This is a genomic window from Paenibacillus sp. 01T431, from assembly GCF_056398625.1.
On sequence record NZ_JBFTPT010000002.1, the window covers coordinates 208,282 to 223,221 of the forward strand.

Below are 14,940 nucleotides of genomic sequence, written 5' to 3' on the forward strand. Positions count from 1 at the left end.
CATATGTCCATTAGGCTCAGGCTTACGCTTTGGTATTCGGGTTTGCTTGCGGTAACACTTCTTGTTTTTGGCGTTTCCATTTATGTTTTTTTAAATTGGAATACCTATTCTGATTTAAAGGAGCAATTAAAGAAACAGGATCAAAAACTTGTCGTTAGAGGTGGAACTACTTTTTGGGATCAATATGATTTGAATTTGGGACGAGAATCCCAAATTGAAGAGAAAGACATGTATATTCAAATCGTTAATTATATTGAAGGTGCAATTAGTCAGTCAAACAATTTAAATCAATTTGGAATTGTCCTCCCTTATGCTGAAGCATCGGATAAGCCTGAGCAGGGAGTAGTCGAAAAACGAGTGGAAATTAATAAGAAAAAGTACAATATGCTGATTCACCAACGCCCTATTTATACAAATGATGGAACTTTAGTTGGCCTTCTTCAGGTTGGTGCGATCCCTTACAATGAAGAAAAATTTCTGCATAGTGTTCGAACGACGCTCATTTTCGCCTCTTTAATCGTTGTACTTATCGCCTTTACTATAGGCTTGTTAATTGCACGTCAGGCTCTTCGTCCAATTGAACGAGTCATTCGTGCTACAGAGCAAATTGAAAATGGTGCTGATCTCAGTGTGCGTATACCTGTCATGGGGCCGAAGGATGAAGTTGGAAGGCTTGTGAGTACGTTAAACGTGATGCTTGCGCGTTTGGAGATGGCATACAATGAGCTTGATGAAGCTTACAAGGCGCAGCGCAGGTTCGTATCTGACGCGTCTCATGAGCTTAGGACGCCTTTGACGACAATTCGAGGCAATATTGAGCTGCTCGAGCGGATGTGGACGCGAGTTCGAGAGACGAATAGAGATATCGATACGGGCGAGTGGCTGCCGCTGGATTCGGATCGATGGGATATGTCCAAAGAAGCGATGAGCGATATATCTGCTGAGGCGATTCGTATGAGTACGCTCGTTAATGATCTGCTTGCGCTTGCGAGAGCAGATGCGGGTTATACGATGGAGAAGACGCCGCTTGACCTGCTGCCGCTTACAGAGGAGGTTGTGCGCAGAGCACAGCTGCTCCCGCGTACAGCTGAATGGAAGCTTGGCGATCTATCGGCATTGGATGGGGTGCGCGTCAATGCCAATCACAATTATTTGCAGCAGCTGTTATTTATTTTTATTGAGAATGCATTCAAATATACGTCGGAGGGTACGGTTGAGCTGAGTGCGGTCAGAAGGGATTTACAAATCGGCTTCGTTATCCAAGATACAGGGATTGGGATGAATCCAGATGAAATCCCGCATATTTTCGATCGCTTCTATCGAGCGGACGAATCACGGGGAGTTACCGTCGGTACAGGTCTTGGATTATCCATTGCAAAATGGATTATTGATGAGCATAAAGGTTCTGTAGAAGTGCTCACCAGCGAAGGAAATGGAACGAAGTTTACGATTTGGCTTCCAATTAGCTTTTCTGACACGTCTCATTCGTCTATAATAGTAGCAACGGATGAAATGAAGGATTCATAGCTGTTACGCATATCCGGTCAGAAAGCAGGTGCAATAAATGGAAATCGTTAGAATATCACCGCGTGGTTATTGCTATGGCGTCGTCGACGCGATGGTACTGGCTTTGCAAACGGTCAAAAACTTGGAGCTGCCGCGACCTATTTATATATTAGGTATGATTGTCCATAATGCCCATGTTACAGAAGCATTCGAGCAGGAAGGTGTCATTACGCTTGATGGCGCCAACCGACTCGACATTTTGGATCAAATCGAACAAGGCACCGTTATATTTACAGCGCATGGCGTCTCGCCAGAAGTGCGTCAGCGTGCTCGTGACAAGGGGCTTTCCGTTGTGGATGCGACATGCCCAGACGTTACGAGAACTCATGATCTCATTCGCGATAAATCGGCGGAAGGCTATCATATTATTTATATTGGCAAGAAGGGCCATCCTGAGCCCGAAGGAGCGATCGGCGTTGCGCCGGAGCATGTTCACCTCATCGAAAAGGAAGAAGAAATTGCTGCGCTTAATGTGCCGGAAGGGCGCATTCTTATAACGAACCAAACGACGATGTCGCAATGGGATATTCGTCATGTGATTAGCAAGCTCCTTGAGCGTTATCCTACTGCAGAGGTTCATAATGAAATCTGCATGGCAACTCAGGTTCGTCAAGAGGCGGTGGCAGAGCAAGCAGGCGAAGCGCAGCTTACAATTGTAGTTGGCGATCCGCGAAGCAACAACTCGAACCGTCTAGCACAAGTATCCGAGGAGATCGCAGGAGTGAAAGCTTACCGCGTTTCCGATGTGTCAGAGATTGAACAGGAGTGGCTGAAAGGCATCGATCGTGTCGCAGTTACATCTGGTGCGTCTACGCCGACGCCGCTTACGAAAGAGGTTATTACTTATTTAGAGCAGTACGATCATAATAATCCGGAGACATGGGAAATCCGTCGTACGGTCAATATGAATAAGCTGCTGCCTAATGTTCGAGTGAAGTCGACCCCAGCGGCAACGGCAACTGCAGAGAAACCTGAATAAATAGCTAACATGAAGAGAGAGATGAGACTAGTGATTGATGCAGAAGAAGCATCATGAATGAGTCTCTTCTCCTTTTTTTATTATGACGGGGTTGACGAAAATGAGTTTCTCTTGTATATTTACTTTAGCGGTTAAAAGCGTAGAAGCTTAAAAGCTACGAAGCATAAAAGCCATAAAGTAGATATCCAATGATTATGAGAAAATGAGGCGCGCTTCGTGCGATGCCATGCATTTATTAAGCAAAAGTTTGTACATTTTTTTTGCCCAAATCCCACAATAAATTTAGGAGTGATCCCTATGATCGTTATCACGAATTCAAATATTGCAGAAGAACGCATTACAGAAATTGTTGCTCATATTGAAAGAGCAGGAGTTCAAGCACATGTATCAAGAGGTACGGATCGTACGGTAATTGGAATTATTGGCAAAGCAGAACCTACGCTTGCTGAGCATTTGCGTCAAATGAAAGGTGTGGAAAACGTTATTAAAATTTCGAAATCATACAAGCTAGCAAGCCGTGACTTTCATCCGGATGATACAGTTATTGACATAAAAGGTGTGAAAATCGGCGGAAGCAATCTTGTTATAATGGGCGGACCTTGTGCTGTTGAAACACCGGAGCAAATCGACGAGATTGCTCGTTTAGTAAAAGCGGCTGGCGGACAGGTGCTGCGCGGAGGCGCCTTCAAGCCGCGCACAGGGCCTTACAGCTTCCAAGGCGTAGGCGTGGAAGGGCTTGTTATGATGGCGGAAGCGGGTAAGAAGCACGGCCTTCTGACGATTACAGAGGTCATGACGCCAGAATATGTGGATGTATGTGCAGAATACGCGGACATTCTTCAAGTAGGTACACGCAATATGCAAAACTTCGATTTGCTGCGCAAGCTTGGAACGATTCAAACGCCTGTACTGCTTAAACGTGGATTCAGCTCAACCTATGACGAGTTTTTGAATGCGGCGGAGTACATTTTGGCAGGCGGCAATCCAAATGTCATGTTGTGTGAACGCGGAATCCGAACATTCGAAACTTACACGCGCAATACGCTTGATTTATCTGCAATTCCAGTGCTTCAATCGCTCAGCCATCTGCCAGTTATTTCTGACCCGAGCCATGGAACTGGCCGTCGTGAGCTGGTTGAGCCTATGTCGAAAGCTTCAGTAGCGGCTGGCGCGAACGGATTGATCGTTGAAATGCATACCGATCCAGATAACTCGATGACTGGCGATGGGGTACAATCCTTGTTCCCGGACCAATTCGCTAACTTATTGAAGGACCTAGAGAAGCTGGCACCGATCGTAGGCAAACAGTTTGATACGCCAAAAGCACCAGCAGAAGCCTTTGTAGAGTGGAAAATCTAACCTAACATCAAACCAAACCTTTGTCATCTTAGGATGGCAAAGTTTTTTTGTTTTTTGTGTAACCGTTCTCAAAAAGCCTTATAAATAAAAGGATCTCAGCTTTTTTTATTGAGGATTTGTGAACAAACGTACAAACTTGTAAGTATACCTAACATGAGTTCAAAAAATACCTTACATAGCTATTGACGGAGATTGAGGGCTAGTTTTATAATAACGACATGGATTTGGAGCAATAATTGAACAATACTTGTTCAACACTACGCTAATGTTCGGAAATGGAGGAAATTATAATGTCAGTTCAAAATGTTTTGGACAATATTAAAGAAAACAGCATTATGTTTGTAGATTTCCGCTTCGTGGATCTTCTAGGTAAGGCTCACCACATCACGCTTCCTGCTGCTGAGGTTGATGCTGATACTTTTGTAAACGGAGTAGCTTTTGATGGATCATCAATCCACGGTTTCCGCGGTATCGAAAATTCCGATATGGTTATGATGCCGGATACAGAATCCGTATTTATTGATCCTTTCACTGATCATCCTACACTGAACGTTATGTGTAATATTCATACACCTGAAGGCGATCGTTATGACCGTGACCCACGCAGCATCGCTCAAAAGGCTGAAGAGTATCTTCAAACTACGGGTATTGGTACGACAGCATTTTTTGCACCAGAACCTGAATTCTTTATTTTCGACGAAGTTCGCTATGAAAGCACAATGAACGCATCCTCTTATGTTGTTGAATCCGAGGAAGCTGGCTGGAACACGAACCGTAAAGAAGAGGGCGGAAACCTTGGTTCGAAAATTCCAGTTAAAGGCGGCTATGTTCCTGTAGCTCCTATCGACTCCCAACAAGACATCCGCAGCGAAATGGTTCGCCTATTGCAGGAATCGGGCCTTCGCGTAGAACGTCATCACCATGAAGTTGCAACTGCTGGTCAAGCAGAAATCAACTTCCGTTTTGACACATTGACAAAAACAGCCGACAATCTTATGAAATTCAAATATATTATTCACAACACAGCTCGCCAATATGGCAAAACGGCTACTTTCATGCCGAAGCCACTATTCGGTGACAACGGTAGCGGTATGCACGTTCATGCTTCTATCTTCAACGGCGATACTCCTTTGTTCTATGACAAAGGCGCTTACGCTAACCTAAGCGAAATGGCTATGCACTACATCGGCGGCGTACTTTACCACGCTCCGGCTTTGATCGCAATCACTAACCCAAGCACGAACTCATTCAAACGTCTTGTGCCTGGTTACGAAGCGCCGGTTAACCTTGTATTCTCAAAAGGCAACCGTTCTGCAGCCGTTCGTATTCCGATTGCAGCTGTAACACCTAAAGGCTGTCGTATTGAATTCCGTACGCCGGACAACACAGCTAACCCTTACCTTGCATTTGCAGCGATGCTGCTTGCAGGTCTGGACGGCATCAAGCGCAAGCTTGATCCAGTAGCTCTTGGTTACGGTCCTTTCGACAAAAACATCTACGAATTGCCAGAAGAAGAGAAAAAAGAAATCCGCAGCGTTCCTGGAACGCTTGACGAGGCGCTTAATGCCCTTGAAGCAGATTCCGATTTCTTGACTGAAGGCGGCGTATTCTCTAAAGACTTCATTGACAACTACGTTGCAGTAAAACGTCAAGAAGCTAAAGCTGTTGCAATCCGTATTCATCCGCATGAGTTCAGCCTTTACTACGATTGCTAATCAATCGTTCAAGAAATATAAGAAACGGGTCCCTCTGGGACCCGTTTTTTTATGGTTTGTAAAGATAAAATGAACGAAATCCGAATGTTTATTGACAGTATTGCGTCATACGTTCGACTTTTAATTTATTTAATATGCGGAATACACTTGATGCAGCCCTTCAAAATTGCTATCATATCCATATCATAAATAAAGAAACAGAGGTGGGTATCCGAAGATGACACGAGCATTTAATTTTAATGCAGGACCAGCCGCAATACCACTTGAGGTGCTGAAGCAAGCCCAGGAGCAATTTGTTGATTATCAGGGCGCGGGGATGTCCATTATGGAAATGTCTCACCGCAGCAAAATGTATGAAGAAGTGAACAATCAATCGCAAGCCCTGCTTCGTGAATTGTTCGGAATTCCAGAAAACTATGAAGTTTTATTGCTGCAAGGCGGCGCGAGCACACAGTTTGCTATGCTTCCTCTGAATCTTCTGCAGCCTGGCAAGCCAGGCGCTTACGTCATGACAGGAGCTTGGGCTGACAAAGCGCTTAAAGAAGCGAAACTTGTCGGAGAAACGGTTATTGCTGCTTCGACTGAAGCTGACAAATTTATGCGTATGCCGACTTTGTCAGAAATTGAAGTTCCGAGCAATGCTTCCTATGTACATTTAACATCAAATGAAACGATCGGCGGAACGCAGTTCCAAGAATTCCCTGACACTGGTGATGTGCCACTAATTGCGGATATGTCCAGTGATATTTTGAGCAGACCGATTGATGTGAGCAAATTTGGCGTCATTTATGCCGGCGCACAAAAAAACCTAGGTCCATCAGGCGTTACCGTTGTCATCATTCGTAAGGATCTTATCGAGAGCAGCAACAAAACGATTCCAACGATGTTCCGTTACAGCACGCATGCGAAGAGCGGCTCGTTGTACAATACACCGCCGTCTTTCTCGGTATATATGGTGAAGCTGGTTCTGGAGTGGATCAAGGCAAAAGGCGGAGTTTCTCAGCTTGAGCAGTACAACCGCGACAAAACGAAGCTGATCTATGACGCTATCGATCAAAGCAGCGGCTTCTACACGGGCTGTGCTCAGCCGCAAAGCCGTTCGCTTATGAATATTACTTTCCGTATTCAAACGGAGGAGCTTGAGGCTCTGTTCGTTAAGGAGTCGTTGAAAGAAGGTTTTGAAGGCTTGAAAGGTCATCGCGATGTTGGCGGCCTAAGAGCTTCAACATACAATGCGGTTCCGCTTGAGAGCTGCGAGGCGCTTGCGCAATTCATGGCTGACTTCCAAAAACGGAACGGTTAATAAGTAGTTTTGATTTCACGCCTATAATTGCTAGAATAGAAACAGCCTGCTTCTAATATAGAAGCAGGCTGTTTTTTGGGTATATACGTTATAAGTTCATTAAGCTTGGGCAAGACTGCTCTCAGCAATATGAGGACCGTTTAATTTATAACCGACATTGCGGACGGTCATAATATATTCCGGCGTCCGTGCGTTTTTCTCGATCTTGTCGCGCAGATGGCTAATATGAACGTCGACGATTCGTGTGTCACCGAGGAAATGGTAATCCCATACGCCGTGTAGCAGCTGCTGGCGACTAAGCACTTTTCCTTTGTGGCGGCAAAGGAACAATAGCAGTTCAAATTCCTTTGGCGTAAGCTCAACGGATTTGCCGTCTATGAATACTTCACGCTGTTCAACCTGAACCTTCAAGCGGCCAATGTTGAACGTTGTGTCATCTGCAGTGCCTGGAAGCGATTGAACTCTGCGGAATATAGCTTGAATACGGGAAACAAGCTCCTGCGGGCTAAAAGGTTTAGTCATATAGTCATCGGCACCATTATCAAGACCAGCTATTTTATCGGTTACGTCTTGAAGTGCAGTCAGCATAACGATGGGTACAGCATTGCTTTGCTTGCGCAGCTCGCGGCAAACTTGGAGTCCATCCATTTTTGGCAGCATGAGATCTAGAACAATTAAGTCGGGACGGAAAGGCTTAAGCATTTCGAATACAGCTTCACCATCACCTACACAACGTACATCATAACCTGCCAGCTTTAAGTTAAATTCAATCAACATTGAAATAGATGGTTCGTCATCCACGATCAAAATTTTTTTTCGCATGATTCAGCTCTCCTCCATGTGTTTCCGCCTATTATGGTTCTATTATGAAGGGTGAAATTATGCTTGAGATTAACGGTACGTAAAGTGGGTGTAAAAATATTCGTCATTTTCGTGTATAATAGGCAAAATGAGAGGTGAGAAACAAAACTATGCCATTTCATATTGTTTTGGTAGAACCAGAAATTCCTGCAAATACAGGTAATATTTCTCGTACATGCGCTGCAACCGGCACTATTTTGCATTTGGTAAGACCACTTGGCTTCGATACGGACGATCGTACTTTGAAGAGGGCAGGACTCGATTATTGGCACTCGGTACATATCGAGTATCATGATTCCTTCGATGAGGTGCTCGCAAGTTATCCGCAAGGCCGATTCTTCTACGCAAGTACGAAAGCGAAGAAGACGTATTCACAGTTCGAGTATCAGGATGGCGATTTCTTTGTATTCGGGAAAGAAACAAAGGGCTTGCCACAGGAGCTTATAGATGCGAATATAGAAACTTGCATTAGATTGCCGATGACGGATAAGGTGCGATCACTTAATCTGTCCAATTCTGCAGCAATTATCGTGTATGAAGCGCTTAGACAAAATCATTTTCCAGGACTCGATTAAAATGTTGATTTATTTCTCATTTTTTGGAATTTTTTTGCTCTAATAAAAAGAATTATTGCAGGATATTAAGAAATTATTAAATTAGGAAGGAAATACTGAAGTGCCATCGAAAGACTATAACGCAGAGGTTTCTCAAAAATAGCTTGCGAAACCAGACACAGAAGAGGTGAAAGTGATGAAACCAGCAGGTGTAGTAAGAAAAGTGGACCAACTCGGACGTATTGTACTTCCAAAATCATTACGTAAACGTTATTTGATGAACGAGGGCGATCCCGTTGAAATTTTCGTCCAAGGTGACCATATCATTTTGGAGCGTTACCGTCCAAAGTGTGTTTTTTGCGGTTCAATGGTTGAAGTTCGTGATTTCAAGGATCGCTATGTTTGTGGTGTATGTATGGAAGAAATGGCAGTTCTGCAACGCTAATCAGCGTTTTTGCATGCTGTATAACGAAATGAAGCTTCCCGAGAAGAGTATTGTTGCTCTTCGGGAAGCTTCATTTTTTTGTTGCGCTGGCTATAAGCGGATAAAGCAGGCTTATAGTCCTTTTGTTTTGTCATCATTGTAAGAGCTGGTAAGCATCGCCGTAATGAACAATGCAAACACAGTCATAACGATAATAAAGTTCATCTGTGGGACACCTCCAAGTATGCTGTCTTTATTATAACCAACGATGGCAAAAAAGAAAACTTTAAAAGTTGTGAACAGATTGTTAACATAGAGAGTATAAGCATAGCAATATAGCTTGCGAGGAGGAGCAATCAATATGAATTATCGTTTTTCATCTAGAGTATCAGAGCTTAAATCTTCAGCGGTTAGGGATATACTTAAGCTGACGCAAGGAAAGGAAATGATCTCATTTGCTGGAGGACTTCCAGCTGAGGAGCTGTTCCCCGTACAAGCCGTGCGCGAAGCAGCAGACCGCGTATTTACTGCTGGAGCAAGCGCACTGCAGTATGGTTTGACAGCTGGGTATTTGCCATTGCGGGAGCAGCTTTGTGAGCGCATGGCAGTTAAGCAAATGCATGTTAATCCAGATCAGATGATTCTGACGACTGGATCGCAGCAGGCGATTGATTTGCTCGTTGGCGTACTTACAGAGCCTGGAGATGTAATCTTGGTTGAGAAGCCTACTTACTTGGCAAGCTTGCAAGTATTTGCTCTTCATGGTTTAAAGGTAGTGGCAGCGGAGAGTGATGAGCATGGAATCATTCCTGAGGATGCAGAGCGTCTTATTCGCGAGCATCGTCCGAAGCTGCTTTATGCTGTACCGACATTCGGCAATCCAACGGGACGTGTATGGAGCGTTGAGCGAAGGAAGAAAATACTTGCTCTCTGCAAGCAAAACGAAATGCCAATTATTGAAGATGATCCTTATGGTGACATAAAATTTGATGAGAGCGAGCAATTCCCTACACTGTTCTCATTAGAAGGACAAGTAGAGGGCGGCGCGGTTTTTTATACGAGTACGTTTTCTAAAACGGTAGCACCTGCTCTGCGGTCAGGTTGGGCCATCGGAGACAGCGAAGTCATCAACATGGTAGCCAAAGCAAAGCAAGCTGCCGATCTACACTCGAGTACGATCGATCAACAAATATTAAGTCAATTGCTTAAAGGGTTTGATCTCGATGGTCATATCCGTCTTATCTCCAAGTCATACGGCGAGCGTATGCTTGAGATGCATGGTCTCCTTGAGCGCCAGGCAATAGAAGGCATCACTTGGGTAAAACCGAAAGGCGGCATGTTCCTATGGCTGGAGCTGCCTGACGGATTGGATGCAGAGGCGCTCCTGCGGTGTGCGGTTCAAAAAGGGGTTGCGTTTGTGCCGGGCAGCTCTTTCTATGCCGATCATCCACAGCGCAACACTGCAAGGTTGAATTACACGTATAATACAGGAGCGCGTACAGAACAAGGCGTATTGCGGTTTGTTGAAGCGATCGGTGAATTTACGGGGCGGAGCTAACCGTTGCTGACCATTCAGCGATAACATTGCTATATTCAGATAATGCAGCCGCGCCCTCAGGGCGCAGGCTGTATTTGCCGCGTTCAATGCGATCGAACCAGCCGTAATAATTGCTGCGCAGCGTTTCGCCGCTGCGTCTATAGCCTGTAATGGCTGCGACCTCACGCGGCGCTAGTGGTCCCGAGGTGTGAAGCGCATAAGCACAGCGCAGAGCCTTCTCGCGGTATGCTGTAACAAGCTTGCGGCCAGTGCTGCCGCCGACGTTATAGTCGCCGCTGCGCTCCTTAAACTCGGTCAGCAGCTGTGCTTGCTTCTTGCGCCTTACTCCGCGCAGCGGCGGATCGCCCGGCTGACATAACCAATCGATGACCGGCGGCTTTGTTTTATAGAAGGTGACGGTCATAAATCCGAGTCCAAGCATTCGGCACAGTTCAGTCAAATCGCCAAAGCGCTGGTTGTGCGCTCCGCTTTTCGTTCGATTGCGTTCAACCGCCAGTACGACATGGCTATTTAATCGTAGACGTTCAACCCCTTGCAAAAGCAAGGCGAGATTGAATGTTTTTTTCATTTCGACAATTATCGTATCGGCTCGCTCAGGATGAATAGCGACCAAATCGCAATGAAGGACCTCGCTTTTTACTGCATACCCAAGCTGCTCATAATACTTTTTTATAGGTTTGTAGAGCTCTTCTTCGCGTGCTACTGCCACGTTTGCTAACTCCTCTCCACGTTCATTTCCATTGATGCTTATGAATCATTATAGCAAAGGATTTTGCGCACTTGTCGTTTTTTGATGGATGAAGGACAAAAATAGTGTGCAATTATCTCCTCGAATAAGCATAGGAATGTAATACCTCAATAAAAGTTGGCACCACTCGATAGAGCGTCTAGAGACAAATCCCGGGCGTAGAATGATAAGTGGAATGCGGAAGCGATGGGAGGAGGCACGGTATGGACATTTTCAAGCGAATATCGGAGTATCAGGCTGAGAGCGAGAAACTTGCTTGGACAGGAACATTCAAGGATTACGTTGATTTGTTAAGGAAGGACCCGTCCCCGGCCATGACAGCACATTCTCGCGTTTATGAAATGATTGAATCTCATGGGGTGGAAGATGTTGGCGGCAACAAGCAGTATAAATTTTTCGATCAAGAAATTTTTGGGCTGGATCGTGCGGTGGAGAAGCTGGTCGAAGAATATTTCCATTCATCAGCTCGCAGGCTGGAGGTTCGCAAACGGATTCTATTGTTAATGGGTCCGGTCAGCGGAGGAAAGTCCACGATCGTTACGATGCTCAAAAAAGGTCTTGAGAAATTTTCCAGAACTGAGCGTGGAGCCGTTTATGCGATTAAAGGCTGCCCGATGCATGAGGATCCGCTTCATCTTATTCCCCATGAGCTTCGGCTTGATATTGAAAAAGAGCTCAGTGTTCGAATTGAAGGGAATCTATGCCCTTCATGCCAAATGAGGCTTACGACGGAATACAGCGGCGATATTGAAAACGTACTCGTTGAGCGGGTGTTTATTTCTGAGGATAACCGTGTTGGTATTGGCACATTCAGTCCATCCGATCCGAAGTCACAAGATATTGCCGATCTTACAGGAAGCATCGATTTCTCGACGATAACGGAGTATGGATCAGAATCCGATCCTCGCGCCTATCGTTTTGACGGTGAGCTTAATAAGGCAAATCGCGGATTGATGGAATTTCAAGAAATGCTCAAGTGTGATGAGAAGTTTTTATGGAACTTGCTCTCACTGACGCAGGAAGGCAACTTTAAAGCAGGCCGATTCGCTTTGATCAGCGCGGATGAGCTTATTATTGCTCATACGAATGAATCGGAGTACAAATCGTTCATAAGCAATAAGAAAAATGAGGCCTTGCATTCCAGGATGATCGTTATGCCGGTCCCTTACAATTTGCGAGTGTCCGACGAAGAAAAAATTTATAAGAAGCTAATCGCGCAAAGCGATATGCGCCATATCCATATCGCACCGCATGCGCTGCGTGCTGCTGCCATCTTCTCCATCTTAACGAGGCTGAAGGAAACGAAGAAGCAAGGCATGGATCTTGTGAAAAAAATGCGGATGTACGACGGCGAGGAAGTCGAAGGGTTCAAGGAAGCAGATTTGAAGGAAATGCAAAACGAATACTTAGAGGAAGGCATGACAGGTATTGATCCGCGCTACGTCATTAACCGAATTTCCAGCGCGCTTATTAAGCAGGATACACAATGTATTAATGCGCTTGATGTTTTGCGTGCGCTTAAGGAAGGATTGGATCACCATCCATCCATTACGAAGGATGAGCGTGAGCGCTACTTGAATTTCATCTCGGTGGCCCGCAAGGAATACGATCTGCTCGCGAAAAAAGAAATTCAGAAGGCATTCGTATATTCCTATGAAGAATCTGCCCGCACTTTATTTGAAAATTACTTGGATAACATTGAATCGTATTGCAACTGGGCAAAAATTAAAGATCCGCTGACAGGCGAAGAGATGGATCCGGATGAGCGCCTCATGCGTTCCATCGAGGAGCAAATTGGCGTCTCCGAAAATGCGAAAAAAGCGTTCCGCGAAGAGATTTTGATTCGAATCTCGTCTTATTCGCGGAAAGGGAAAAAGTTTGATTTCACGAGTCATGAGCGGTTGCGCGAAGCCGTCGAGAAGAAGCTGTTCGCTGATCTGAAGGATATTGTGAAAATAACGACGTCTACAAAAACACCGGATGAGAGTCAATTGAAGCGAATTAATGAAGTAACGAAACGTCTTATGGATGAGCATAGCTACTGCTCGGTATGTTCAAATGAATTGCTTCGTTATGTAGGAAGCCTGCTCAATCGATAAAAAATTGCCCTGAGTATTAGAGAAGTGGGTGTCTCAAAAGTCATAAATGACTTAGGGACGCCCCTTCTTCATTTTGTAAAACCATATTTCTTTGTTTTGATGCTATTTTGATAAGTCTCCAACACCATTTTCCTCGATCTACGTCCAGCTATCCTGCACAATTGCAGGAACTTCGCCCTTTTTTAGCTGTGTTGGATACTTATGTTGTATTTATGCAATAATTTGCAATATGATCTGCCATTTTAGCATTTAAAGAGTGCTTACACTGTAGGAAATACAGTATAGCTACACGTAAGTATGAGAAAGATGCCGCTATCCTGCGAATATGCAGTATAGAAAATAATTAAGGACAATGTAGAAGTGCATACTTGCCGGATTAGAAAAGGGGATATTCAAAAAGGGTAAACTTGTGTGAGAGAACCCCAAAGTATATGCAAAAGAACATTCAAAACCACTATGAAATTGAATCTGAAGGTTCTTTTTTGCTAGCATACTGCTTGAAAAGTGGAGGCTGAATGATTCGGAAATTGCTTTACGGACAGCCCCATTTCTTTTCTTCCTCTAGGTTTAAAAAGAATTTGAGATGATCATACTGTTTCTTGAATATTTTCCGATATAATAGGTAATAGTGGTCTACTATATACCGAAGGAGTCGGGCTATTTTGATTAATTTATCAGCAGAGCGCAAGAAGCAGATTGAATACACGGGCATTACGGAGCAGGATCTTAAAATTTTAGCGGAATGCAAGCCCATTTTTCAAAATATTGTCCATGAAGTGGTCGACCGGTTTTATGAAAGCATAGGCCAGCAGCCGGAGCTTGTAGCTATTATTTCTAATGTAAGCACCATTGAACGTTTGAAGGAAACGCAGATATGGTATTACATGTCGCTTACCGAGGGGGTAATCGACCAAGCTTACATTGATAACCGCATAAAAATAGGCGCTGTTCATTCCCGAATTGGACTGACGACAGACTGGTATTTGGGTACATATATGACTTATCTGGACATATCGACGAACGTACTGAAAAGAGTTCTTCCTGAACGCTGGAAGGATGTTGTGCATGCTTTGACGAAATTGTTCAATCTGGACTCGCAATTCGTGCTTGAAGCTTACAATCAGCATGAACAGAAAAAAATTCAAGAGCTGGCAGACAATCGTTCCATCATGCTGACGACTGTTACGAGTGCTGTGCAAGAGCTTGCTTCACTTATGTTTGAACTGGACGAGGGTGCACAATCGATTGCGGCAACTGCGATTTCGACTTCGCAATCTCAGGATAAGACGCATACACTATTAGGTGAGCTTCGTGAAGAGCTTGAAGGCATTAACGAAATGGGAACTTTGATTCGAGGCATATCGGATCAAACGCATTTGTTAGGTCTTAATGCTGCAATAGAAGCTGCGAGAGCTGGCGAGAATGGGAGAGGCTTCGAGGTTGTTGCGAATGAAGTGCGCAAGCTGGCCGCTTCATCAAGGAACGCACTTGAAGGGATACAGTCAAAGCTTGAGGAAATCGATAAGAAGCTATCCGCAGTGCGCCTTGAATCGGAGCAAACCTCGGTTGAGGCCCGTAATCAAGCAGCTCGATCCCAAGAACTGGCTTCATTCGTTAATATGGTTGATAAAGTTACAAAGGATTTGCAGCAATTAAACCAATCCGAATAGGTAATGCAGCTCAGAAAAAGCAGGAATTCTCTCATTTGAGGGTTCCTGCTTTCGTGTTATATAAGTTGACACAATATTTAGAATTTAGTATGATTATCCTAACA

13 protein-coding genes are annotated in these 14,940 nt (G+C 44.6%); 10 read left to right on the forward strand and 3 right to left on the reverse strand.

Annotated elements, in window-relative coordinates; genetic code table 11:
• The first annotated feature begins 3 nt into the window (after positions 1-3).
• The 5 genes from AC1DM9_RS03595 (at position 4) to serC (ending at position 6,922) form a co-directional block, all read left to right on the forward strand.
• The gene (locus AC1DM9_RS03595) at positions 4-1,527 is read left to right on the forward strand and encodes a sensor histidine kinase (protein ID WP_477578551.1); all 1,524 of its coding nucleotides are present in this window, start codon (positions 4-6) and stop codon (positions 1,525-1,527) included.
• A 37-nt stretch (positions 1,528-1,564) separates the two neighbouring features.
• Positions 1,565-2,545, forward strand: a complete 981-nt coding sequence (locus AC1DM9_RS03600) for a 4-hydroxy-3-methylbut-2-enyl diphosphate reductase (protein WP_441908263.1) — start codon at positions 1,565-1,567, stop codon at positions 2,543-2,545.
• Between the two features lie 297 nt (positions 2,546-2,842).
• Complete coding sequence (gene aroF / locus AC1DM9_RS03605; protein WP_076267604.1) at positions 2,843-3,904, forward strand: 3-deoxy-7-phosphoheptulonate synthase; 1,062 nt, start codon at positions 2,843-2,845, stop codon at positions 3,902-3,904.
• 290 nt (positions 3,905-4,194) lie between these two features.
• Positions 4,195-5,619: a type I glutamate--ammonia ligase gene (glnA, locus tag AC1DM9_RS03610; protein ID WP_076267605.1), complete on the forward strand. Its 1,425-nt coding sequence runs from the start codon at positions 4,195-4,197 to the stop codon at positions 5,617-5,619.
• A 217-nt stretch (positions 5,620-5,836) separates the two neighbouring features.
• A complete protein-coding gene (gene serC, locus AC1DM9_RS03615; RefSeq protein ID WP_477578553.1) occupies positions 5,837-6,922 on the forward strand; it encodes a 3-phosphoserine/phosphohydroxythreonine transaminase in 1,086 nt (361 codons plus the stop codon).
• 99 nt (positions 6,923-7,021) lie between these two features.
• On the opposite strand, the gene AC1DM9_RS03620 is transcribed toward serC, so the two are convergent.
• Complete coding sequence (locus AC1DM9_RS03620; RefSeq protein WP_076267607.1) at positions 7,022-7,744, reverse strand: response regulator transcription factor; 723 nt, start codon at positions 7,742-7,744, stop codon at positions 7,022-7,024.
• Between the two features lie 149 nt (positions 7,745-7,893).
• On the opposite strand from AC1DM9_RS03620, the gene trmL reads away from it, so the two are divergent.
• Both trmL and AC1DM9_RS03630 read left to right on the forward strand, forming a co-directional pair.
• The gene (trmL, locus tag AC1DM9_RS03625) at positions 7,894-8,358 is read left to right on the forward strand and encodes a tRNA (uridine(34)/cytosine(34)/5-carboxymethylaminomethyluridine(34)-2'-O)-methyltransferase TrmL (protein WP_339204382.1); all 465 of its coding nucleotides are present in this window, start codon (positions 7,894-7,896) and stop codon (positions 8,356-8,358) included.
• 175 nt (positions 8,359-8,533) lie between these two features.
• Positions 8,534-8,782 carry an AbrB/MazE/SpoVT family DNA-binding domain-containing protein gene (locus tag AC1DM9_RS03630; protein WP_054023539.1) on the forward strand — a complete coding sequence of 83 codons (249 nt, stop codon included), beginning with the start codon at positions 8,534-8,536 and terminating at the stop codon, positions 8,780-8,782.
• On the opposite strand, the gene AC1DM9_RS03635 is transcribed toward AC1DM9_RS03630, so the two are convergent.
• Entirely contained in the window at positions 8,779-8,919 is a 141-nt protein-coding gene (locus tag AC1DM9_RS03635) for a hypothetical protein (protein WP_477578555.1), read from the reverse strand. The two genes, AC1DM9_RS03630 and AC1DM9_RS03635, sit on opposite strands and share 4 nt — an antisense overlap.
• A 203-nt stretch (positions 8,920-9,122) precedes the next feature.
• On the opposite strand from AC1DM9_RS03635, the gene AC1DM9_RS03640 reads away from it, so the two are divergent.
• On the forward strand, positions 9,123-10,319 hold the full coding sequence (locus AC1DM9_RS03640) for an aminotransferase-like domain-containing protein (RefSeq protein WP_477578557.1): 1,197 nt from the start codon (positions 9,123-9,125) through the stop codon (positions 10,317-10,319).
• On the opposite strand, the gene AC1DM9_RS03645 is transcribed toward AC1DM9_RS03640, so the two are convergent.
• Complete coding sequence (locus AC1DM9_RS03645) at positions 10,303-11,028, reverse strand: DUF2161 family putative PD-(D/E)XK-type phosphodiesterase (RefSeq protein ID WP_076267610.1); 726 nt, start codon at positions 11,026-11,028, stop codon at positions 10,303-10,305. The genes AC1DM9_RS03640 and AC1DM9_RS03645 overlap by 17 nt on opposite strands.
• 242 nt (positions 11,029-11,270) lie before the next feature.
• Here AC1DM9_RS03645 and AC1DM9_RS03650 point away from each other — a divergent pair, with 242 nt between their 5' ends.
• Positions 11,271-13,166, forward strand: a complete 1,896-nt coding sequence (locus tag AC1DM9_RS03650; RefSeq protein ID WP_339204377.1) for a PrkA family serine protein kinase — start codon at positions 11,271-11,273, stop codon at positions 13,164-13,166.
• Between the two features lie 662 nt (positions 13,167-13,828).
• Positions 13,829-14,836: a globin-coupled sensor protein gene (locus AC1DM9_RS03655; RefSeq protein ID WP_076267612.1), complete on the forward strand. Its 1,008-nt coding sequence runs from the start codon at positions 13,829-13,831 to the stop codon at positions 14,834-14,836.
• Positions 14,837-14,940: the final 104 nt, after the last annotated feature.

Excerpts from the sequence above, each read along its gene's own strand:
- AC1DM9_RS03600 (WP_441908263.1), top strand. The coding sequence starts at position 1,565 with ATGGAAATCGTTAGAATATCACCGCGTGGTTATTGCTATGGCGTCGTC.
- AC1DM9_RS03630 (WP_054023539.1), top strand. The coding sequence starts at position 8,534 with ATGAAACCAGCAGGTGTAGTAAGAAAAGTGGACCAACTCGGACGTATT.
- AC1DM9_RS03650 (WP_339204377.1), top strand. The coding sequence starts at position 11,271 with ATGGACATTTTCAAGCGAATATCGGAGTATCAGGCTGAGAGCGAGAAA.
- trmL (WP_339204382.1), top strand. The coding sequence starts at position 7,894 with ATGCCATTTCATATTGTTTTGGTAGAACCAGAAATTCCTGCAAATACA.
- AC1DM9_RS03640 (WP_477578557.1), top strand. The coding sequence starts at position 9,123 with ATGAATTATCGTTTTTCATCTAGAGTATCAGAGCTTAAATCTTCAGCG.
- AC1DM9_RS03635 (WP_477578555.1), bottom strand. The coding sequence starts at position 8,919 with ATGATGACAAAACAAAAGGACTATAAGCCTGCTTTATCCGCTTATAGC.
- aroF (WP_076267604.1), top strand. The coding sequence starts at position 2,843 with ATGATCGTTATCACGAATTCAAATATTGCAGAAGAACGCATTACAGAA.
- AC1DM9_RS03595 (WP_477578551.1), top strand. The coding sequence starts at position 4 with ATGTCCATTAGGCTCAGGCTTACGCTTTGGTATTCGGGTTTGCTTGCG.
- AC1DM9_RS03620 (WP_076267607.1), bottom strand. The coding sequence starts at position 7,744 with ATGCGAAAAAAAATTTTGATCGTGGATGACGAACCATCTATTTCAATG.
- glnA (WP_076267605.1), top strand. The coding sequence starts at position 4,195 with ATGTCAGTTCAAAATGTTTTGGACAATATTAAAGAAAACAGCATTATG.
- serC (WP_477578553.1), top strand. The coding sequence starts at position 5,837 with ATGACACGAGCATTTAATTTTAATGCAGGACCAGCCGCAATACCACTT.